Below are 19,585 nucleotides of genomic sequence, written 5' to 3'. Positions count from 1 at the left end.
TTGCTGGATCGTGGCGCCCGGGCTCAGGCCTCGGCGACCACGCTCACGGTGCGACGCTTCTTCGGGCCCTTGACCGCGAACTCGACCTTGCCGTCGATCAACGCGAACAGGGTGTGGTCGCGGCCGAGGCCGACGCCCATGCCCGGATGGAACTGGGTACCGCGCTGGCGGATGATGATGTTGCCGGCATCGATCGCCTGGCCACCATAGATCTTCACGCCGAGGTATTTCGGGTTGGAGTCGCGGCCGTTGCGGCTGGAACCTACGCCCTTTTTATGTGCCATGGCTGCTGCTCCTTACTTCTTGTCGCCACCGGCGATGCCGGTGATCTCGATTTCGGTGTAGTGCTGCCGGTGGCCCATCTGCTTGCGATGGTGCTTGCGGCGGCGGAACTTCACGATGCGCACCTTGTCGGCGCGGCCGTGGGCCTTGACGGTGGCGGTGACGGTGGCGCCGGAGAGGGCGTCGCCGATCTTGATGCCTTCACCGTCGCCGAGCATGAGCACGTTGTCGAACGTGATCTCCTTGCCCGCCTCGACGTCAAGCAGCTCGACGCGGAGCGTCTCGCCTTGCATCACGCGGTATTGCTTTCCGCCTGTTACCAGGACTGCGTACATGACCAAGCTTCCTATGTAGTTATTGTGGTCTCTGTTGCCTTTTGCGGCAGACAGGAGCGGAATTGTAGGGGATTCATGGAGTTAGGGTCAAATCCACCTGAATGCAGGAAATACGGTTGCGTGCGGGGTACCGCATCAAGTAGCGTCGGGTGGCGGTGGCTACAGGGGGTCATCGCAACTGGCAAGTGCCAAGTGGAGCGTGCGCGGATCCGTTCAGGCGGGTTGCGCATGGGGTGTGACAACCGGGGGGCCTCTGTTCGTGAACAGCGAGAGCAACGCCAACGCGGCCGGACATGGCCGTGCGCCCACGATGGCGCCCACCCCTACCACCGCCGCCGCGGCGACGCCGCACGCCACCCTGCGGCCCCGTTCAGCCGCCTCCCGCCATTCCGGCCTCCCCTCACGTGCCGCCGACGCCAGCCGTCGCGCCGCGGGCAGGCCTGCAGGTTCCACTGCGGTCGCAACAGCAACTCTGTGGATAGGGCCGGCGCCGTGAAAAGCGCTCGGATCGATTAAAGGGAGAGAGGATCGAAATGACACGACGCACTCGCAGCACCACGACAACGACCGCGCTCGCGGTGGCCATTGCAGCCGCCCTGGTCGCAGCACCCGCGGCTTACTCGGCTGGCCGGCAGCCCGCACTCGGCGGCGGCGCCAAGGTCTCCAAGGCCGCCAAGGGGCCGGTGTTTTCCAAGCCCGCACTGGCCTATGGAACCAACCTGAAGGCTCCGACCAACGAGGCCCATGACAGCTTCATCATCAGCTTCCAGAAGGGTGCCGCGCCCAGCGCGGCCGCGCTCCGCAACCACCTCCAGGCCGTGGGCAAGACCCTTGGCATCCAGATCGCGGTCGACCGCGACACGGCGACCGGCGCCAAGCTGGTCCGCACCAGCCGCGCACTCGACCGTGACGGCCTCAAGCAGCTGACCATCGAGCTGATGAAGAGCCCGATGGTCCGTGCGGTCGACCCGAACGGCCGCATGTATCGGGCGATGACGCCCAATGACGAGCTGTTCCCGCAGCAGTGGCATTACAAGGGCGGCGGAGAGGGCATGAATGCCGTCGAAGCCTGGGACTCGGTGGACGGCAGCGGCTACATCATCGCCGTGCTCGACACGGGACAGGTGGACCACGCCGACCTGGCCGGGCAGTTCATCGCCGGCTACGACTTCATCAGCGATCCGGCCAACGCCCGCGACAACGACGGCCGCGACAACAACCCGAACGACGAAGGCGACTGGGACGACAAGTACGACAGCTCCTGGCACGGCACCCACGTTGCCGGCACCGTGGCCGCGCTCACCAACAACACCCTCGGTGTCGCCGGCGTGGCGCACGGTGCCAAGGTGCAGCACGTGCGCGTGCTCGGCAATGCCGGTGGCACGTTCGCCGACATCAACGACGCCATCGTCTGGGCGTCCGGTGGCACGGTGCCCGGCGTGCCTGTCAATCCCACCCCGGCGCATGTCATCAACCTGAGCCTCGGTGGCTCCACGGTGTGCCCGACGGCCATGCAGGATGCGGTCAACATCGCGATCACCAACGGCACCACGGTGGTCGCGGCTGCGGGCAACTCCAGCGGCGACGTAGCCGGCTTCTCGCCGGCGAGTTGCGCCGGCGTGATCGCGGTCGCCGGCACCGGGCCGAACAACACTCCGTACGCGTCCACCAACTTCGGTCCGCGCATCAACGTGGCCGCGCCTGCCGGCAGCGGTTCGACTCCCGCCACCAACCAGGTGCTGTCCACCCTGAACACGGGGCTCGAAGGCCAGGCTGAAGATTCCTATGCCTGGTACGCCGGTACCTCGATGGCCTCGCCGCACGTCGCGGGCACCATCGCCCTGATGCTGGAAGCGGCCGGTGGCGACCTGGATACCCCGGAGATCGAGACGATCCTCGAGAACACCGCCTACGCCGCCAACGGTCTGATCCCGGGCTGTGACAACGCGGAGCGCTGGTGCGCCAGCATGATCGACGCCGGCCTTGCCGTCGCGGTCGCCGCCGGAGACGAACCGCTGCCCCCGGCTCCGCCGGCCCCGCCGGAGCCGCCGCCGCCGACCCCGCTCGAGAACGGCGTGACGGTCAACCTGCCGGACATGACCGCGAACGAAAGCCTGTACTTCGTGCTCGACGTGCCCGCCGACCAGGGCCTGCTGGAGTTCAACCTCGGTGCCGGCACCTCGGGTGACTCGGACATCTACGTCCAGTACAACCAGCGCCCGTCCAACTCCGTCTGGCAGTGCCGCCCGTGGACCGGTGGCACGGTGTCCGAGCTCTGCTCGTTCACGGCTCCCACGGCCGGCGAGTGGCACGTGCGGGTGAACGCGTACACGGCATCCGCCGGGTACACGCTGACCGGCACCTACGACGAGGACGGCCCGGAGCCGCCGACGACGACCGTGCTCCAGAACGGCGTCACGGTGTCCGGCCTCAGCATCGCGGCCGGCCAGGAACTGTTCTTCGTGCTCGACGTGCCTGCAGGCGCGACCGACCTGAAGTTCCAGATGGCGGGCAGCAATGGTGATGCCGACCTGTACGTCCGTCGCGGCAGCCTGCCGACCGACACGGCCTACGATTGCCGCCCGTACCTGGGTGGGACAAACGAGACCTGCACCATCGCGGCACCGGAGGCGGGCCAGTGGTTCGTCCGCCTGGACGGCTGGTCGGCGGCGACCGGCGTGAGCCTGACCGGCAGCTACGTGGGCGGCCCGGTGGGCGAGGCACCCACCAACGTGCGCGGCGCCTACGCCTTCGCCCTCAAGGCGCTGCGCATCCGCGTGCCGCTGTACTGGGACGGCGGCGATGGCGAGCAGGTGGACATCAAGCGCAACGGCGTGACCGTGGCGACGGTGGCCAACACGGGCTATGTCATGGATACGTTCACCGCCAGCGCGCCAGGCGCCGGCACGGTCACGTACCAGGTCTGCAACGCCGGCACCACCGAGTGCAATTCGGCCACGGTGAACTACACCGCGCGCCGCTGATCACCCGGTAACACGCCGCAAGCAAGGGGCCCGGTTCGCCGGGCCCCTTTCTGTTGCCGGCCGGGCCGCGCCGCCACGGCACCCGGCGCTGGCAATCCGCCGATTTGCCCCCAAATACCCGGCTCGGTAGGCTGCCTGATTGCCTTTGCCGGCCTGCCCCACCCCCCCTGCCCCACCCGGACCCCCACCCGATGGCGATGGACTACATCCGCATCCGCGGCGCGCGTACCCACAACCTCAAGAACATCGACCTCGACCTGCCGCGCGACAAGCTGATCGTGGTCACCGGCCTGTCCGGCTCCGGCAAGTCGTCGCTCGCGTTCGACACCATCTATGCCGAAGGCCAGCGCCGCTACGTCGAGTCGCTGTCCGCGTACGCGCGGCAGTTCCTGAGCGTGATGGAAAAGCCCGACATCGACCACATCGAGGGGCTGTCGCCGGCGATCGCGATCGAGCAGAAGTCGACCTCGCACAATCCGCGCTCCACCGTCGGCACCATCACCGAGATCTACGACTACCTGCGCCTGCTGTATGCGCGCGTCGGCCAGCCGCGCTGCCCGGACCACCACTACCCGCTGGAAGCGCAGATCGTCAGCCAGATGGTCGACCAGGTGCTGGCGCTCGACCCCGAGCGACGCTGGATGCTGCTGGCGCCGGTGGTGCGCGAGCGCAAGGGCGAGCACGCCCAGGTCTTCGAGCAGCTGCGCGCGCAGGGCTACGTGCGCGTGCGCGTGGACGGCGCGCTGTACGAGCTCGACGCCGTGCCACCGCTGGCGTTGCGCCAGAAGCACACCATCGAAGTGGTGATCGACCGCTTCAAGGTGCGCGACGACATCGGCCAGCGGCTGGCGGAATCGTTCGAGACCGCGCTCAAGCTCGGCGACGGCATGGCGGAGGTGCGCGCGATCGACGGCGAAGACGTGCCGCCGCTGCTGTTCTCGTCGCGCTACAGCTGTCCGGTGTGCGACTACGCGCTGCCGGAGCTGGAGCCGCGCCTGTTCTCGTTCAACGCGCCGGCCGGCGCCTGCCCGACCTGCGACGGCCTCGGCGTAAGCGAGTTTTTCGACCCCGTGCGCGTGGTGGTGCATCCGGAGCTCAGCCTCGCCGCCGGCGCGGTGCGCGGCTGGGACCGCCGCAACCACTACTATTTCCAGCTGATCGCATCGTTGGCCAAGCACTACGGCTTCAACGTCGACACGCGCTGGCAGGAACTCCCCGAGGACGTGCGCGAGGCGGTACTGTTCGGCAGCGGCAAGGATCTCATCGGCTTCACCTACGTCACCGAGGGTGGTGCGCGCAGCCAGCGGCGCCACCGCTTCGAAGGCGTGGTGCCCAACCTCGAGCGTCGCTACCGCGAGACCGAATCGGCCGCGGTGCGCGAGGAGCTGTCGAAGTACGTCAGCGAGCGCGCCTGCCCGGACTGCGGCGGCGCGCGCCTGAACCGGTCGGCGCGCAACGTGTTCGTGGCGGAGCGGCCACTGTCGTCGCTGGTGGTGCTGCCGATCGACGAGGCGCTGCGCTTCTTCACCAGCCTGGAGCTGCCCGGCTGGCGCGGCGAAGTGGCCAGCCGCATCGTCAAGGAGATCCGCGAGCGCCTGGGCTTCCTGGTCGATGTCGGCCTCGACTACCTGACCCTCGAACGCAAGGCGGACTCGCTGTCCGGCGGCGAGGCCCAGCGCATCCGCCTGGCCAGCCAGATCGGCGCAGGCCTGGTGGGCGTGATGTATGTGCTCGACGAGCCGTCGATCGGCCTGCACCAGCGGGACAACGAGCGCCTGCTGGGCACCCTGGTGCGCCTGCGCGACCTCGGCAACACCGTCATCGTGGTCGAGCATGACGAGGAGGCGATCCGCCTGGCGGACCACATCGTCGACATCGGCCCCGGCGCCGGCGTGCACGGCGGCGAAGTGGTCGCCGAAGGCAGCTACGACGACATCCTCAAGGCGCCGCGTTCGCTGACCGGGCAGTTCCTGTCCGGCAAGCGCCGGATCGAGATACCTGCCGTGCGCCACAAGGCGAACCCGAAGATGCTGCTGACCCTGCGCGGCGCGTCGGGCAACAACCTGAAGGACGTCGACCTGACCATCCCCTCGGGGCTGTTCACCGCGATCACCGGCGTGTCCGGCTCCGGCAAGTCCACGCTCATCAACGACACCCTGTACGCGCTGGCCGCCAACGAGATCAACGGCGCGTCGCACACGCCGTCGCCGGTGCGCGAAGTGCACGGCCTGGACCTGTTCGACAAGGTGGTCGACATCGACCAGTCGCCGATCGGGCGCACGCCGCGCTCCAACCCGGCGACCTACACCGGCCTGTTCACGCCGCTGCGCGAGCTGTTCGCGCAGGTGCCGGAATCGCGCGCACGCGGCTACGGCCCCGGGCGTTTCAGCTTCAACGTGCGCGGCGGTCGCTGCGAGGCCTGCCAGGGCGACGGCCTGATCAAGGTCGAGATGCACTTCCTGCCGGATGTCTACGTGCCCTGCGACGTCTGTGGCGGCAAGCGCTACAACCGCGAGACGCTGGACGTGCTGTACAAGGGCCACAACATCCACGACGTGCTGGAAATGACCGTCGAGGCCGCGCTGGACCTGTTCCAGGCGGTGCCGTCGATCGCGCGCAAGCTGGAAACGCTGTCCGACGTCGGCCTGAACTACATCAAGCTCGGCCAGTCGGCGACCACGCTGTCGGGCGGCGAGGCGCAGCGCGTCAAGCTGTCCAAGGAACTGTCGCGCCGCGATACCGGGCGCACCCTGTACATCCTCGACGAGCCGACCACCGGTCTGCACTTCCACGACATCGAGCACCTGCTGGGCGTGCTGCACAAGCTGCGCGACGACGGCAACACGGTGGTCGTGATCGAGCACAACCTCGACGTGATCAAGACCGCCGACTGGGTGATCGACCTCGGCCCGGATGGCGGTCACCGCGGCGGGCAGATCATCGCGCAGGGCACCCCGGAAGAGGTCGCCGCCATGCCGCAGTCGCACACCGGGCGTTTCCTCGCGCCGCTGCTCGGTGCGCACGCCGGGATGCCCGCGGCCGCCCCCGGCGACAAGCCCGCTCCACCCCGATCCAGGGGCCGCACCGGCACGCCGACGCGCGGCCGCAAGACCAGGAAGATGACATGACCCACGCTCCCGGAGAACACGGCAAGCTGCTCCACCGCATGCCCATCGAACTGCGCTGGCGCGACCTGGACGCCTTCAACCACGTCAACAACTCCAACTTCATGACCTATCTCGAAGAGGCGCGGATCCGCTGGTTCGAGACCTTGGGCGAGGAATGGGTGACCGACGCGGTCGCGCCGCTGCTCGCGGCGGTGCAGATGAACTACCGCCAGCCGATTCCCTATCCGTCGTCGATCGTGGTCGAGTTGACGGCGGACCGCGTGGGCAGCAGCAGCGTCACCCTGGGCCACCGCATCACCAGTGCCGACGGCCGCGTGCTGCACGCCGACGGGCACGTGGTGATGGTGTGGGTGCTGCGCGCAAGCGGCCGGCCCACGGCGCTCCCCGAAGGCGTGCGCAGCGTCGCCGGCGGCTGACGCGCCTGCGTCAGCCGGTTCCGGCGGCGTCGAGCCTGCTGCCGCGCAGGCCATGGCGGATCATCAGCCGATACAGCGTGACCCGGGAAATCGCCAAGTCGCGCGCCGCGGCCTGCAGGTGGTGGCCATTGCGCAACAGCGCGCGCTCGATCGCCATGCGCTCGCCCTCCGAGCGCGCCTCCGACAGGGTCGTCGGTTCGTATGCCCTGCTGTCCAGGCGCAGGTCGCGGGCGCTGATCCTGGGACCCTCGGCCATCACCACGGCCTGGCGCACGCGGTTGACGAGTTCGCGCACGTTGCCCGGCCAGGCATGGTCGTGCAGCGCGCGCAGTGCATCGCGGCTGAAACCGCGGGTGCGGCCGCCGCCTTCGCGGCCGTGGCGCACCAGCGCCCAGCCGGCGAGCAGCGCGATGTCGGCGCCGCGTTCACGCAGTGGCGGCATGTCCAGCTCGATCACGCGCAGGCGGTGGTAGAGGTCCTCGCGGAAGCGCCCGGCGGCGACCGCCGCTACCAGGTCGACGTGTGTCGCGCAGATGATCCGCGCATCGGTGGGGATGTCGTCGTGGCCCCCGAGGCGCTGCAGCGTGCCCTGCTCGAGGAAACGCAGCAGCGACGCCTGGGACTCCAATGGCAGGTCGCCGATCTCGTCCAGGAACAGCGTGCCGCCATGGGCGAGCTCGATGCGTCCCAGCTTGCGCTGGTTGGCACCGGTGAACGCGCCGCGCTCGAAGCCGAACAGCTCCGACTGCACCAGGCTCTCTGGAATCGCTCCGCAGTTGATGACGACCAGCGGGCCGGCGTGGCGCGATGAATGGCGATGGATGGCCGAGGCGGCCAGTTCCTTGCCGGTACCGGTCTCGCCGCTGATGAACACCGGCGCGTCGGTCATCGCCGCACGCTGCAGGCGCCGGTACAGCGCCTGCATCGCCGGGCTGTCGCCGATCATGCCTTCCGGGCGCGGTGCCACCGGCTGGCCGACCCCGCCGCAGTCGCCCAGCCCCGCCATGCCATAGGCATGGCCAAGCACCATGGCCAGCAGGTCGTCGTGGCAGGGCAGTACCACGTAGTCGTGGCAGTGGTCGAGCACCAGCCGCCGGATGCGATCCATGCGTAGCTGGCCCGAGGAGATCCCCGCCACCCAGCCCACCCCGCCGCAGGCAAGCGCCGGCAGGATGTGGCCGAACCCGCGCTCGCCGAGGCGGTCGCAGTCGCGCAGGTCGATCAGCCCGACCTGGCAGCGCGGGCTCGCGCCGGCCAGGAGTCCGAGCACCTGGTCGGCCTCGGTCACCAGTCGCGGTTGCCATCCCCGCTCCACCACGCCCGCCGGGAAGGCATGGTCGCCATCGCGCCCTGCGACCACCCAATGGAGAATCTCGCGCACCTCCGCGCTTTTCGGCATGCAGTCGCTCCGTTCCCGCCCCCCCGGGTCACGCCTCGTTCCGGTCCACAGCAGTCAACGCACGCCCCGCGCGCGACCGGACATGGCCGGGGAAACGTCACGGGCCTAGAACGCGACGGGTACGCGCACCACGAGCGACAGGTCGGGCGTATCACGGGTGAGGCCGGCGCCCAGCGCGAAGTTCAGGCTGGTGCGGTCATTGAGGCGGTAGGTCGCGCCGAGCAGCAACGTGCCCAGCACGATGCGCACCGAGCCCGGCATGTCGCTGCCGTTCTGGCGCGCGCGGCCGATGATGTTGTGGTCGTAGCCGATGCTGATCGCGGCCTTCTCGTTGAGCGCCAGGCCCATGCCGATGTTGAAGCCGAGGACGTCGCCGGGATCGATCTCGCCGATGAACTCCGTGGTGGTCTGCGGGAATCCCTCCGGCGCGCCACTCAGCACGGTCCGCGAGAGGTCGTCGCGCGCGAAGTTGTGCAGGTAGCTCAGGCTGCCGAAGAACACCACCGGGTCGGAGGCGAACACCCAGGTCACGCCGGGCTGCACGGCGGCGAAACCGCTGCCGGTCGGCAGTTCCAGCGGCAGGCCGGTGCCGGTGGCGTTGGACACGCAGCGCGTCACGCAGTCGGTGACCACGTCGAACAGGTCCTTGCCGGTGCGCGTCTTGTAGCGCAGCCACAGCACGTAGTACGGGTGCTCGGGGCCGCGGTTGGCCAGCTGGTAGCGCGCGCTCAGCTCGATGTCGCCCACGCCGCGGCCGTCGGAGGTGAACACGCTGTCCTGCGCGGTGCCGGTGAAGATCTCGCGGCTGACGGTGTCGCCCTTGATGTAGACATACGGCACCCGCGCTTCCACCTCGAAGCGCTTGCCCAGGCCGTAGCGCGCACCGAGGGTGGCGGTCACGCTGGTGGTCTTCACCTGGCGCACGTCGATCAGGCCGATGAGGATCGCCGGGATGATCGTGTACCCGATCAACGCCACGCGGTCGTTGGCGTAATAGCCGGTCTGCAGCGAGGGCTCGAGGATCAGCTTGCCCTTCGGCGTCAGCACGCCGGGCTGGTCGAAGATCTGCGCCACCTCGGGGGGCCGGTCGTAGGTTTCCGGCGCCTGGCCCACGCGCGTGTCGCCCGGTGCGTCGCCGCGCGCTGCCATCGCGTCCCCGGCCGCACCCGCCGGCGCCGCCTGGCCGGCCGGGCCGCGGGCACGGAAGTCATCCAGGGCCAGCGCATCCACGCCCGATGTCGCCGCGTCCCAGGCCGCCTGCTGGTGCATCACCTGCGTGCGCAAGGCCTCGATTTCGCGCGCCTGGGCCTCGACGCGCGCTTCGAGTGCCGACAGCCGGGCATCGTCCTGGCCAACAGGCAGTGGCTCGCCTGCGCGCGCGGACAGCACCGGCACCAGCGCCAGTGAAATCGCCCAACTCAGGACAACACCGCGGCGGCGCGGCAGCGCCCCGCTCCCGATCCGCATCTCCATGCCTTGCGCTCCCCGTTGGCTCACGGTGTACCGATGGCGCCGATGCCGGCCATGCCCATGGCGTCGGCGAAATTGGCCGCCTGCAACATTCCCAGCGCGGTCGTGCCCGCCTCGATCGTGGTCATGACGCGGATGTCGGCGCCGTCCAGCGTGTTCTGCAGCACGAGCCCCGCGCCGACGCCGGGCTCGAACACGTTGCCCGCGCCCACCTGCACCAGCTGGGTATCGCGCAGCCGCGCGAGTTCATCCGTCTGCGCCGCGGTGATGTTGGCCACGTCCGGGACCTCGATGCGCAGCGACGACACCAGCTCGCCGTTGACCCACGCCTGGCGCTCGAACCCGAAGGACACCAGCATCCCGCCCGGCAGCACGTAGCCTCCGCGCAGGGTGGCCAGGCGGTCCGCATCAACCGGCGTCCAGCCCGCCGGCAGGCCATCGGCCGATGCCGCGGGCGCCGACCAGCCGACCGCCCCGGCCGCAAGCAGCCCGGTGACCAGCAGATGCCACATCCAGCGTTTCGTCGAGAACGTCTTCATGGTCAGATATCCCCCGGTCCGCGGCGGCTCAGCACCACGTCCTGAAGTCCCTGCCGCTGCACGGCCAGGGCGATGGGCGCCAATGGCGCGGCGCGCCAGTCGCGTGAAGCGTTGAATGCCGCGAGCTCGCGGCGGTTGTGCACGACGAACAACACCCGGTTGTCCCACAGCCGCTCGAGGTCGCCACGCTTGAGCAACCGCGTGCCACGCGCCGGGTCGCCGAGCAGCACGCGCCCGTCGCGCATGCCCTTGACCACCACGAAGTGGCGGTAGCCGCGGTCGTTGATCAGGATGATCGCCGGCAGGCCCTCTTCCAGCAGCTTGTCGAGCGGCAGTTCGAAGCCGTCCGCCTCGTAGCCGCGCGCCTGCAGGTACTCGCGCATGTCCAGCAGTGAAAAACCCTCGCGACGGATGCGCGCCTGGTCGCCGCGCGCGTACATCGCCTTGAACACGTCGGCCTCGCCAACCGGCTGGCCGTACTGGTAGGTGAGCAGCGTGGCCACCGCCGCGGAGCCGCAGCTGAAGTCGTATTGCTGGCGGATGGTGGTGCGGTAGCGCGCCTCCTTGAGGCTGGTGACGCGAATTGCGTAACTGCCGCCGTTGGGTACGCGGATCTCGGCAGGTGAACCGCTGGCGCCGCACGGTGCGGCCGCCTGCAGCAGGCCGGCGACGGCCAGCACGAGGCACGGCGCGGCCAGGCGCGGCGTCACGGGGCCGGTCCGCCGAACTGCACGTTCACCGCGGTGCCGTTCTGGATGAGCACGTTGTTGCCGCTGTTCTGGATCACGGTGCTGATGCCCGCGGCATTGCCGAACGCGCCGCCACCGACCACGTTCTGGCCGGTCACGTTGTCGTGTGCGACGTTGCCGGTCACGGTGCCGGCGTTGTCGACTTCGACCAGGATGCCCGGATCCAGGCCGACGTTGCCCGATTGCATCTGCAGCGCGTCCCCACTGACAACCGGCCCGAGGCCGGCCACGGCAGCCGTATCCGGCGCCGGTGACGCCAGCGCAACGGCGCCGGCCATGATCAAGATCGCGATAGCAGGCATGGCGGTTGCTCCTGGGCGCAGCGCGGGTGCGCCGCGGACATGCCGCGGCGCACACATCCGGTCAGACGCTCAGGTCACGGACCGCCCACGCTGAGGTTGGCCTGCACCGTCACGCCCTGCTGGATCAACGAGGAGGCGCCGCTGTTCTGCGCCATCACCATCAGCCCCGCAGCGGCATTGGCCGTGCCATCCATCGAGTTGGACATGTCGAACGAGCCCGCGTCGGCCCAGGCACTGCCGCCACTGCCGCCGTCGCCGCCGCTGCCGCCGGTGCCGTCACCGCCATTGCCCGCGCCGCCGGTGCCGGACCCGCCGTTGCCGCCAGTGCCGGACGTGGTGCTCGCGTTGCCACTGCTGCCGTCGTTGCTGGCCGTGGTCGCGCCGCCGGTGGCGGTCGCATCCGCGGTCGCGCTGCTGTCGGACGTGGCGGACGAGTCGGAACTCGCATCACCCGCGCCGCGCTCACGCGCGCGCGCGCGCGAATCGGCCGTGGAATCCGAGTCCGCATCGCTGCCCGCACCGTTCATGCCGATGGCGCCGGAATCGCCGTCGCGTCCGCTGAGGGCATACCCGTCACCGCTGTCGCCGCCGTTGCCGCCGTCACCGTCGCCGCCGCTGCCGCGCCCGCCGCGTCCTTCGCCGCCATCGCCGCCGCGCGCGCCACTGGCGTCGCCGCTGTTGCTGGCACTGTTGCCGATGCCGAAGATGAGGTTGCCGGTCACCGTGCCTTCGAGGTAGGTCTTGGCGATCGCGCGGTTGCTGTTGAACGAACTGTTGACCTCGGTGGTCGCGGTGCTGGCGTTGGCTGCCGAGGCATTCGACATGCCAAGGCCCAATGCGGCATCGGCGTGGTCGCGGTTGTCACCGCTGCTGTTGTCTTCTTCGTTCGTCGCGTTGTTGTCGCCGCGGCCGGTTTCGGTCTGGTCCTGGGCCCAACCCGGCGCCGTCATGCCGATACCCAACAACACCGCCACGGCCATCATGCTCTTACGGATGCGCATCTCGTTCTCCTTGGGGGATGTCGCGCCGTCTCGCGTGGGGAGGTCCGCGTGGATGGCGCCACGGATCATCCTTTGCAGGATCGATGCCAACTCCGGAAAGGAGATGCAAGCAACTGATTCCAGTGATTTTTTACGCGGCGCCTGGACCGCAGGCATGGCCACGGGCGAGCCAGCGCAGGCAATACGTTTCATTCCTGCAGCACGCGCTGGCAGGCGGCGCGCAGAAGCCGGGGGCGCAGGCTGCCCGGAGCGCGCCATGGCGCGGGCAACGGCGGCCCGGCGGCGGCCGGCGACGTGTTCCACATCCGCACAGGCGCATGCAGGCGACCGGTACTTCGGCCCTTCGCGCTGCCCGCCACCGGCCCGCTCAGCGTGCGCGGGGAGACCTCACCTCGAATGCGCCCTCGATGGTGCGGCCGTCGGCGAGCACGAACCGCAGCACCGCGCGTTGGCCGGCAGCCGGGGTGGCGACCGGACGCATCAGCATGAGGTGCAGGCCCCCGGGCTCCAGCACGGCCTCGCCACCCGCGGCGATCGCAAGCGACGGCACCGCGCGCATGCGGCTCACGCCGTCGGCCAGCGTGGTCTCGTGGATCTCGACACGGCCGAATCCGGCGCCCGAGGCCGCAACGACCTGCACCGCGGTCGCACAGGGATTCACGATGCGCGCGAAGCCGGCCAGCATCGGCATCGGCACCGGTGGCGGCCGCAGCCAGCCGTCGACCACGCGCGGCAGGCAGCCGGCGGCGGCGTCCTGCGCGGCCGCCGAGGGGGCCAGTGCGAGCAGCGCGAGCGCAAGCGGCAGGGAGCGAAGCATCTTGTCCATGTGCCTATGATATCGGCCCGATCCGCTTACGAGCATCCGCATGCCGGCCATCATCGACACCATCCGCCACGACGGCGCCATCATCGAACTGCGGCTTGCGCGCGCGCCGGTCAATGCGCTGAACCCCGAGCTCTGCCGGGCGATCGCGGACGCGGTGCCGGCGGCCGTGGCCGCGGGCGCGGCCGGCATCGTGCTGTCGGGTGGACCGAAGGTGTTCTCCGCCGGCCTCGACGTGCCGTACCTGATGTCGCTGCAGTCGCCGGACGAAGTTGGCGCCGCGTGGACGGAGTTCTTCGCCGCGGCCCGCGCGCTCGCGCTGTCGCCGGTGCCGGTCGCCGCGGCGCTGGCCGGGCACGCGCCCGCCGGCGGCTGCGTGCTCGCGCTGTGCTGCGACTACCGGGTGATGGCGAGCGGCGGGTACCGCATCGGCCTCAACGAGACCCAGGTGGGGCTGGTGGCGCCGGAGGGCATCCAGCGCCTGCTGCGCCGCGCGGTCGGCGTCAACCGCGCCGAGCGGCTGCTGGTGGGCGGCGAACTGGTGGAATCGGAGCGCGCGCTGGCGATCGGGCTGGTCGACGAACTGGCGGAGATCGACGAGGTCGTGGTGCGCGCCCGCGCGTGGCTCGAAGCGCTGCTGCAGCTGCCGCGCGATCCGGTGCTGCGCACGCGCGCGATCGCCCGCGCCGACCTGCTCGCGGCGCTGGAACCGGAACACATCGGTCTCGATCGCTTCATCGAAGACTGGTACGCGCCCGACACCCAGGCAGGGTTGCGAGCGCTGGTGGAGCGCCTCGGCAAGAAGTGACGCTCAACCGGAACCGGTGGCCACCGGCCGCGCGGGATCCTCGATCCAGCCGCTCCATGAGCCGGTGTAGAGCCCGGCTCCATCAAGCCCGGCATGCGCCATGGCCAGGAGATGGTGGCAGGCCGTCACGCCGGACCCGCACATCGCCACCACGTCGCCCGGCGGGCGTCCGTCGAGCAGCGTGGAGAACTCGCTCGCAAGTCGCTTGGACGACTTGAAGCGCCCGTCCTCGAGGTTGGCCGCGTAGGGCCGCGAGCGTGCGCCCGGCACGTGGCCGGCCACGCGGTCGATGGGCTCCACTTCGCCGCGGTAGCGTTCGCCGGCGCGGGCATCGAGCAGCAGGCCGCCCTCCGCAAGATGCGCCTGCACGCGCGCGGCATCGAACAGTCGGCTGCGGTCAAAGGCCAGCGGCTGCGCCACCGACTGCGGAACGAGGGGGGAGGCGGCATCGAGCGGCAGGTCCTGCGCGCGCCACGCGGCCAGGCCGCCATCGAGCACCGCCACCGCCGCATGCCCGGCCAGGCGCAGCAGGCACCACGCGCGCGCGGCGAACGCCCCGTCGGCGGCGTCGTAAACGACCACCTGGCTGTCTCCGGCAATACCCCACCCGGCCAACGTGCGCGCAAATGCCGCCTCGCCCGGCCACGGATGCCGGCCCGCGCCCGGCGCATGCGCGCCCGACAGATCGCGTTCGAGATGCGCGTAGTGCGCACCCGGGACATGCGCCACGCGCCAGTCCGCCTCGCCCGAGCCGGCACCGGAGGCCGTGGCGAGCGCAAAGCGCGCATCGAGGACGACGAGTCCGGGCGTGCCCAGGCGGGCGGCCAGTTGCGTCGGCGATACCAGGGTGGTCCAGGTCTCATGCGGATTCATCACCGGCCTCCGGCGGCCTGCAGGCGTTGCCGCAGGTTGTACAGGATGGACGCTGTCGCGCCCCAGATGCGCTGCTCGGGCGCCCGCTGGTGGCGGCGGTATTCGAACACCTCGCGCGCGCGGCCCGCGAACTCGATGGCGATGCTGTCGAGGTTCTCCGGCGCCATCAGCCAGTCCAGCGGTACCTCGAACACATCGGCCACCTCGCCCGGCCGGGGTCGTGGTTCGAAGCCTGCCGGGATGCGCGCCACCACCGGCAGCACGCGGAAGCCGGTCACGGTGGCCAGGGGATCGAGATAGCCGAGCACGCGCGCCTGTGCCGGTGCCAGGCCGATCTCCTCCTCCGCCTCGCGCAGCGCGGCCGCCACCGGCCCATCGTCGCCAGGATCCACCCGACCACCCGGGAAACTGACCTGGCCCGCGTGATGGCGCAGCCCGTCGTGGCGACGGGTGAGGATGACGCCGGTATCGGCATCGCCGATCAGCGGCACCAGCACGGCGGCATCGACCAGGCGCGCGTCGGCGGGCAGCAGGTCATGCAGGTCGTGGAGGTTCCAGGCGGGCCCCGCCGGCACCACGCCAGGCGGATTGAGCGCCGCCTGCAGCAGGGCATCGGCGAAGGCGGCCTCCATCAGCCGCGGCGCGCCTCGCGCGCGGGCAGCACGTCTTCCATCATGCGGAGGCGTTCGTCGTCGCCCATCGCCAGCCACGCGGCGATCTCGTGGCCGCTGCGGTGGCAGCCGTCGCAATAGCCGTCGTCGGCCATCGTGCAGACGCCGGTGCAGGGACTGAGGACGGCACGGAAGGCGGTGGTCATCGGGGGTTCCGGAAGGCGCGGGCTGCGCGGATCCGCGCGGCCCACATGCGGACGCGCCGGCTCGAAGGCCGGCGCGTCCAGGTTCACCGCGCAGCCTGCTGGGCCGCGCCTGTTGCCGCCGGGGCGTCGCCGCCCCGTGGCGCTTACTTGACGCTGACCAGCTTGACGTCGAACACGACCGCCTGGTTGGCCATGCGGCCGGCACGCATGTCGCTGCCGTAGGCCTTGTTGCCCGGGATCACGACTTCCCAGCGCGCGCCCGACGGCATCTGCAGCAGCGCCTCGCGCAGGCCGTCCAGCGGCACCTGGCTCACCTTCAGGGCCACCGGGCCCGGCGTCTGGCCGGCCGCCACCTGGCTGGTGTCGACCAGGACGGTGCCGTCGGGCAGCGAACCCTTGTAGGTCAGCTGCACGTCGCTCGCCTGGGTGGGCTTGGCGCCGTTGCCGGCCTCGATGACGCGGTACTGCACGCCGCCCGGGAGTTCCTTCACGCCTGCCTTGGACTTGTTCTGGGCCAGGAACGCGTCGCTCGCGGTCTTGTTGGCGGAGCTCAGCTTGGCGAATTCCGCCTCCATCTTGGCCTGCTGGCGCTTCTGCATGTTTTCCACGGCCACGCGCAGCTGGTCGACGCCGACGGTCGGCTCCTTCTTCGCGTAGCCGTCCTGCAGCGCCTTGATGACGGTGTTGACGTCGACCGCTTCGCCACGCGCGGTGAGGTCGGCAAGTTCGGCGCCGGTGTTGTAGCCGATCGCGTAGCTCAGCTTCCCCTTCTCGGAGGTGGTGTCCTGCGCGGCGGCGGTGCCCGCGACCAGGGTAAAGGCCGCGATGGCGGCAGCAAGCAAGCGCAACTTCATTCTGGGGACTCTCCGGGATTGCGAAACTGGGTGGGGTCCGAAACAAGCCGGGGCGGTCTGGCCGCCCGGTTGGACACGGTAGGATACTGGCCACAGTGCTTAACCGCCACTGACGACCTTCCGATCCGACCACGCCTGCGGCGCCGAGTTCCCACGCCCGCCGCGCCGCTGCCAGAGACCCCGCATGACCGATTCCCTGCTGCTGACCTCCGACCACGGCGCCGTGCGCGTGATTTCCGTGAACCGCCCGGAAAAACTGAATGCGCTGAACCGCGCCACCATGGAGGCGTTGCATGGCGCCTTCGACAGCGCGGCCGCCGATCCCGGCGTGCGCGCCGTGGTGCTGACCGGCAGTGGCGCCAAGGCGTTCGTCGCCGGCGCCGACATCGCCGAGATGGCGGCGCTGAGCGCGGTCGAGGCCCGCGAGTTCTCGCTGGTCGGCCAGCGCCTGATGCGGCGCATCGAACGCATGCCCAAGCCGGTCGTGGCCATGGTCAACGGCTTTGCGCTGGGCGGCGGCCTGGAACTGGCGATGTGCTGCCACCTGCGCATCGCCGCCGACACGGCCAAGCTCGGCCTGCCCGAGGTCACGCTGGGCCTGCTGCCCGGTTTCGGCGGTACCCAGCGCCTGTTGCGCCTGTCCGGCCGCGCCGCCGCGCTCGAACTCACCCTCGGCGGCGCGCCGGTCGATGCCGCACGCGCGCTGGCGCTGGGCCTGGTGAACCGCGTGGTACCGGCGGCCGAACTGGAGGCCGAGACCATGCAATTCGCAACAAGGCTCGCCACCGGCGCACCGCTGGCGATGCGCGCCATCCTCGATGCCATCCATGTCGGCGGCGAGTGCGCGATCGATGACGGCCTGGAATACGAGAGCGCGCAGTTCGGCCTGGTGTTCTCCACCGGCGACGCCCGCGAGGGCATGACCGCCTTCCTCGAGCGCCGCAAGCCGGCGTTCGAAAACCGCTGAGGCACGGCGTGGCGGCGGGCGCAGGCGACGAGAGCGATCCGCGCGGCCCCGCGGTGGCTGCGCGCGCGCTGTTGCGGCTGGTGCGTGGCGACGATCTGGATGCCGCCATCGAAGCCGGCCTGGCCCGGTTCACCCCGTGCGCCGCGCTGTCCAACGACGAAAACGCCGAACTCGCCGCGGCGCGCGACCGCCTGCTCGTCGCCTGGGCCGCGCGCGAGCGTTACCTGGCGCGTGTCGCCCGGCTCGCGCGCCGCGCCGCCGCGCGCAAGGCCGCGCGCGCCGCGCCACCCGCGACCGGCGCGCCATCGGCGGACCTGCCTGCCGCGTCTTCGACAACGACGGGCGCCGGCACGCTGCCGGCGTCGCCGCCCGCACTTCCCGCCGCCGCGGCCGCGGCACTGGCGCGCGCCCGTGCCCGCATGGCGGGCAAGCCGTGAGCCCTCCGGAGCGTCGCGGCCGCGTCATGCCCAACGCGGCGGTCGGCGAGATGTTCGCGCGGCTGAAGGAACTCAACCCGACGCCGGCCACCGAGCTCGAGTTCACCACGCCCTACGAACTGCTGGTCGCGGTGACGCTGTCGGCGCAGGCCACCGACGTCGGCGTCAACAAGGCCACGCGGCGGCTGTTCCCGGTGGCCAACACGCCTGCCGCGATCGCCGCGCTCGGCGAGGATGGCCTGAAGCCGTTCATCAACACCATCGGCCTGTTCAACGCCAAGGCCGCGAACGTCGCGGCGATGGCGCGGCTGCTGCTGGAGCGCCATGGCGGCGAGGTGCCGCGCACGCGCGAAGAACTCGAAGCGCTGCCCGGCGTCGGCCGCAAGACCGCCAACGTGGTGCTCAACACCGCATTCGGCGAGCCGACGATGGCGGTCGACACGCACATCTTCCGCGTGTCCAACCGCACCGGGCTCGCGCAGGGCAAGGACGTGCGCGCGGTCGAAGACCGGTTGCTGCGCCGCGTGCCACGCGACTACCTGCACGACGCCCACCACTGGCTGATCCTGCACGGCCGCTACGTGTGCAAGGCACGCCGGCCGGAATGCCCGGCCTGCGTGCTGCGCGACCTGTGCACGTATCCGGACAAGACGCCTGGGATCGCCGGATGAAGGGCTAGCGCCAGCGCGGGCTCAGCGCGAGGCCTGCGACACCAGCGTGACCCGCGGATCAAGCGGCAGCACCGTCTTGCTGGAAAAGCGCTGGTCGTCCGGCCCGGTCCAGCTGCAGGCCTCCGGCGTCGAATGGGCGCCGAGGTAACACACAGGCCACAGCAGCGTTGCCGCCACGGACGCGCCGCCCACCCCTTCGGTGGCAAAGCGCCACTGGCGTGATGCATTCACCGCAGCGGTGGCCATCGCCCGCGACACCGAGCCGGTGGCCGCGTGCACGTCGGCCGCGCGCACGTTGCCGCCGGCATCGACCTCGAGCTTCAGCACCACCATGCCCTCGTGGCCGGCGAGCTGGTCGCGCATCGGATACTCCGGCGCGGTGGTCGCGGCGAGCGCCGGGCCGGTGGTCGCCGACACCACGCTGTAGCCGCCGGGTTCGCCATGCGCGTCATCCACGACCACGCGCAGATAGGTACGGGCGGCCGCGCCCGCCTGGTCGACCGGCCCCGGATGGAACACCCAGGCGCGGATCTCGTCGGCGAGCGCGTCGGTCACCGCACCGGGCACGGCGCCATGCGGCGCGAGCCGGGTGATGTGGCCGTCGGCATCGAGGTCGAGCACGAAGGTGTGGACCTGCTGCGCGGCGTGGGCGGAGGCGAACGGCAGGGCCAGCGCGAGGAAAAGTGGAATCGCAGTGCGTTGCATGATGGTGCTCCCGCGCCGCAGCGCA

19 protein-coding genes and 1 pseudogene are annotated in these 19,585 nt (G+C 70.5%); 7 read left to right on the top strand and 13 right to left on the bottom strand.

Features of this window, described 5'->3' with window-relative positions; all coding sequences use genetic code 11:
* Positions 1 to 23 precede the first annotated feature (23 nt).
* Together rpmA and rplU are read right to left on the bottom strand one after the other, a co-directional pair.
* Complete coding sequence (rpmA, locus tag IDM46_RS04680) at positions 24 to 284, bottom strand: 50S ribosomal protein L27 (protein ID WP_182821990.1); 261 nt, start codon at positions 282 to 284, stop codon at positions 24 to 26.
* Positions 285 to 296: 12 nt separating this feature from the next.
* Positions 297 to 617, bottom strand: coding sequence for a 50S ribosomal protein L21 (gene rplU, locus IDM46_RS04675; protein ID WP_182821992.1), 321 nt, complete (start codon positions 615 to 617; stop codon positions 297 to 299).
* 533 nt (positions 618 to 1,150) lie between these two features.
* On the opposite strand from rplU, the gene IDM46_RS04670 reads away from it, so the two are divergent.
* From IDM46_RS04670 to IDM46_RS04660, 3 genes are all read left to right on the top strand, one after another.
* Positions 1,151 to 3,601 (top strand): S8 family peptidase, encoded by a 2,451-nt coding sequence (locus IDM46_RS04670; RefSeq protein WP_185114947.1) that lies wholly within the window; start codon positions 1,151 to 1,153, stop codon positions 3,599 to 3,601.
* Positions 3,602 to 3,792: 191 nt separating this feature from the next.
* Positions 3,793 to 6,729, top strand: a complete 2,937-nt coding sequence (gene uvrA / locus IDM46_RS04665; protein WP_221441773.1) for an excinuclease ABC subunit UvrA — start codon at positions 3,793 to 3,795, stop codon at positions 6,727 to 6,729.
* Positions 6,726 to 7,145, top strand: coding sequence for a thioesterase family protein (locus IDM46_RS04660; RefSeq protein WP_182821998.1), 420 nt, complete (start codon positions 6,726 to 6,728; stop codon positions 7,143 to 7,145). Before uvrA ends, IDM46_RS04660 begins: the two co-directional genes overlap by 4 nt.
* A 10-nt stretch (positions 7,146 to 7,155) precedes the next feature.
* Here IDM46_RS04660 and IDM46_RS04655 read toward each other — a convergent pair whose 3' ends face one another.
* The 7 genes from IDM46_RS04655 to IDM46_RS04625 form a co-directional block, all read right to left on the bottom strand.
* A complete protein-coding gene (locus tag IDM46_RS04655; protein ID WP_185114946.1) occupies positions 7,156 to 8,544 on the bottom strand; it encodes a sigma-54 dependent transcriptional regulator in 1,389 nt (462 codons plus the stop codon).
* Positions 8,545 to 8,649: 105 nt separating this feature from the next.
* Positions 8,650 to 10,017 (bottom strand): acetate kinase, encoded by a 1,368-nt coding sequence (locus tag IDM46_RS04650; protein WP_185114945.1) that lies wholly within the window; start codon positions 10,015 to 10,017, stop codon positions 8,650 to 8,652.
* Between the two features lie 20 nt (positions 10,018 to 10,037).
* Complete coding sequence (locus tag IDM46_RS04645) at positions 10,038 to 10,553, bottom strand: hypothetical protein (protein ID WP_182822003.1); 516 nt, start codon at positions 10,551 to 10,553, stop codon at positions 10,038 to 10,040.
* 2 nt (positions 10,554 to 10,555) lie between these two features.
* Positions 10,556 to 11,263, bottom strand: a complete 708-nt coding sequence (locus tag IDM46_RS04640; RefSeq protein ID WP_223878027.1) for a C39 family peptidase — start codon at positions 11,261 to 11,263, stop codon at positions 10,556 to 10,558.
* Positions 11,260 to 11,604, bottom strand: coding sequence for a carbon storage regulator (locus tag IDM46_RS04635; protein ID WP_182823966.1), 345 nt, complete (start codon positions 11,602 to 11,604; stop codon positions 11,260 to 11,262). The genes IDM46_RS04640 and IDM46_RS04635 overlap by 4 nt, the downstream gene beginning before the upstream one ends.
* Before the next feature lie 74 nt (positions 11,605 to 11,678).
* A complete protein-coding gene (locus tag IDM46_RS04630; protein WP_185114944.1) occupies positions 11,679 to 12,605 on the bottom strand; it encodes a hypothetical protein in 927 nt (308 codons plus the stop codon).
* 367 nt (positions 12,606 to 12,972) lie between these two features.
* Positions 12,973 to 13,431: a copper chaperone PCu(A)C gene (locus IDM46_RS04625; RefSeq protein WP_185114943.1), complete on the bottom strand. Its 459-nt coding sequence runs from the start codon at positions 13,429 to 13,431 to the stop codon at positions 12,973 to 12,975.
* Between the two features lie 40 nt (positions 13,432 to 13,471).
* Between IDM46_RS04625 and IDM46_RS04620 the strand changes: the two genes are divergently transcribed.
* A complete protein-coding gene (locus IDM46_RS04620; RefSeq protein ID WP_182822009.1) occupies positions 13,472 to 14,236 on the top strand; it encodes an enoyl-CoA hydratase/isomerase family protein in 765 nt (254 codons plus the stop codon).
* Between the two features lie 3 nt (positions 14,237 to 14,239).
* Here IDM46_RS04620 and IDM46_RS04615 read toward each other — a convergent pair whose 3' ends face one another.
* The 3 genes and pseudogenes from IDM46_RS04615 to IDM46_RS04605 form a co-directional block, all read right to left on the bottom strand.
* Positions 14,240 to 15,109: a sulfurtransferase gene (locus IDM46_RS04615; RefSeq protein WP_185114942.1), complete on the bottom strand. Its 870-nt coding sequence runs from the start codon at positions 15,107 to 15,109 to the stop codon at positions 14,240 to 14,242.
* Positions 15,109 to 15,926: pseudogene (locus IDM46_RS04610) on the bottom strand (CoA pyrophosphatase). Before IDM46_RS04610 ends, IDM46_RS04615 begins: the two are co-directional and overlap by 1 nt.
* A 143-nt stretch (positions 15,927 to 16,069) precedes the next feature.
* On the bottom strand, positions 16,070 to 16,780 hold the full coding sequence (locus tag IDM46_RS04605) for an FKBP-type peptidyl-prolyl cis-trans isomerase N-terminal domain-containing protein (RefSeq protein ID WP_182822013.1): 711 nt from the start codon (positions 16,778 to 16,780) through the stop codon (positions 16,070 to 16,072).
* 184 nt (positions 16,781 to 16,964) lie between these two features.
* On the opposite strand from IDM46_RS04605, the gene IDM46_RS04600 reads away from it, so the two are divergent.
* From IDM46_RS04600 to nth, 3 genes are read left to right on the top strand one after another with little or no spacing between them, the layout of a single operon-like run.
* Complete coding sequence (locus tag IDM46_RS04600) at positions 16,965 to 17,747, top strand: enoyl-CoA hydratase-related protein (protein WP_185114941.1); 783 nt, start codon at positions 16,965 to 16,967, stop codon at positions 17,745 to 17,747.
* 53 nt (positions 17,748 to 17,800) lie between these two features.
* Complete coding sequence (locus IDM46_RS04595; RefSeq protein WP_182823774.1) at positions 17,801 to 18,184, top strand: hypothetical protein; 384 nt, start codon at positions 17,801 to 17,803, stop codon at positions 18,182 to 18,184.
* Positions 18,185 to 18,210: 26 nt separating this feature from the next.
* On the top strand, positions 18,211 to 18,855 hold the full coding sequence (gene nth / locus IDM46_RS04590; RefSeq protein ID WP_185115261.1) for an endonuclease III: 645 nt from the start codon (positions 18,211 to 18,213) through the stop codon (positions 18,853 to 18,855).
* 21 nt (positions 18,856 to 18,876) lie between these two features.
* Here nth and IDM46_RS04585 read toward each other — a convergent pair whose 3' ends face one another.
* Positions 18,877 to 19,560: a TonB family protein gene (locus IDM46_RS04585; RefSeq protein WP_185114940.1), complete on the bottom strand. Its 684-nt coding sequence runs from the start codon at positions 19,558 to 19,560 to the stop codon at positions 18,877 to 18,879.
* Between the last annotated feature and the right edge of the window lie 25 nt (positions 19,561 to 19,585).

This window comes from Luteimonas sp. MC1825, from assembly GCF_014764385.1.
Classification (GTDB): domain Bacteria; phylum Pseudomonadota; class Gammaproteobacteria; order Xanthomonadales; family Xanthomonadaceae; genus Luteimonas.
The sequence above is the reverse complement of the archived record's forward strand: the minus strand, read 5'-3'. Positions and strand labels throughout refer to the sequence as shown.

Excerpts from the sequence above, each read along its gene's own strand:
- rpmA (WP_182821990.1), bottom strand. The coding sequence starts at position 284 with ATGGCACATAAAAAGGGCGTAGGTTCCAGCCGCAACGGCCGCGACTCC.
- rplU (WP_182821992.1), bottom strand. The coding sequence starts at position 617 with ATGTACGCAGTCCTGGTAACAGGCGGAAAGCAATACCGCGTGATGCAA.
- IDM46_RS04670 (WP_185114947.1), top strand. The coding sequence starts at position 1,151 with ATGACACGACGCACTCGCAGCACCACGACAACGACCGCGCTCGCGGTG.
- uvrA (WP_221441773.1), top strand. The coding sequence starts at position 3,793 with ATGGCGATGGACTACATCCGCATCCGCGGCGCGCGTACCCACAACCTC.
- IDM46_RS04660 (WP_182821998.1), top strand. The coding sequence starts at position 6,726 with ATGACCCACGCTCCCGGAGAACACGGCAAGCTGCTCCACCGCATGCCC.
- IDM46_RS04655 (WP_185114946.1), bottom strand. The coding sequence starts at position 8,544 with ATGCCGAAAAGCGCGGAGGTGCGCGAGATTCTCCATTGGGTGGTCGCA.
- IDM46_RS04650 (WP_185114945.1), bottom strand. The coding sequence starts at position 10,017 with ATGGAGATGCGGATCGGGAGCGGGGCGCTGCCGCGCCGCCGCGGTGTT.
- IDM46_RS04645 (WP_182822003.1), bottom strand. The coding sequence starts at position 10,553 with ATGAAGACGTTCTCGACGAAACGCTGGATGTGGCATCTGCTGGTCACC.
- IDM46_RS04635 (WP_182823966.1), bottom strand. The coding sequence starts at position 11,604 with ATGCCTGCTATCGCGATCTTGATCATGGCCGGCGCCGTTGCGCTGGCG.
- IDM46_RS04630 (WP_185114944.1), bottom strand. The coding sequence starts at position 12,605 with ATGCGCATCCGTAAGAGCATGATGGCCGTGGCGGTGTTGTTGGGTATC.
- IDM46_RS04625 (WP_185114943.1), bottom strand. The coding sequence starts at position 13,431 with ATGGACAAGATGCTTCGCTCCCTGCCGCTTGCGCTCGCGCTGCTCGCA.
- IDM46_RS04620 (WP_182822009.1), top strand. The coding sequence starts at position 13,472 with ATGCCGGCCATCATCGACACCATCCGCCACGACGGCGCCATCATCGAA.
- IDM46_RS04615 (WP_185114942.1), bottom strand. The coding sequence starts at position 15,109 with ATGAATCCGCATGAGACCTGGACCACCCTGGTATCGCCGACGCAACTG.
- IDM46_RS04605 (WP_182822013.1), bottom strand. The coding sequence starts at position 16,780 with ATGAAGTTGCGCTTGCTTGCTGCCGCCATCGCGGCCTTTACCCTGGTC.
- IDM46_RS04600 (WP_185114941.1), top strand. The coding sequence starts at position 16,965 with ATGACCGATTCCCTGCTGCTGACCTCCGACCACGGCGCCGTGCGCGTG.
- nth (WP_185115261.1), top strand. The coding sequence starts at position 18,211 with ATGCCCAACGCGGCGGTCGGCGAGATGTTCGCGCGGCTGAAGGAACTC.
- IDM46_RS04585 (WP_185114940.1), bottom strand. The coding sequence starts at position 19,560 with ATGCAACGCACTGCGATTCCACTTTTCCTCGCGCTGGCCCTGCCGTTC.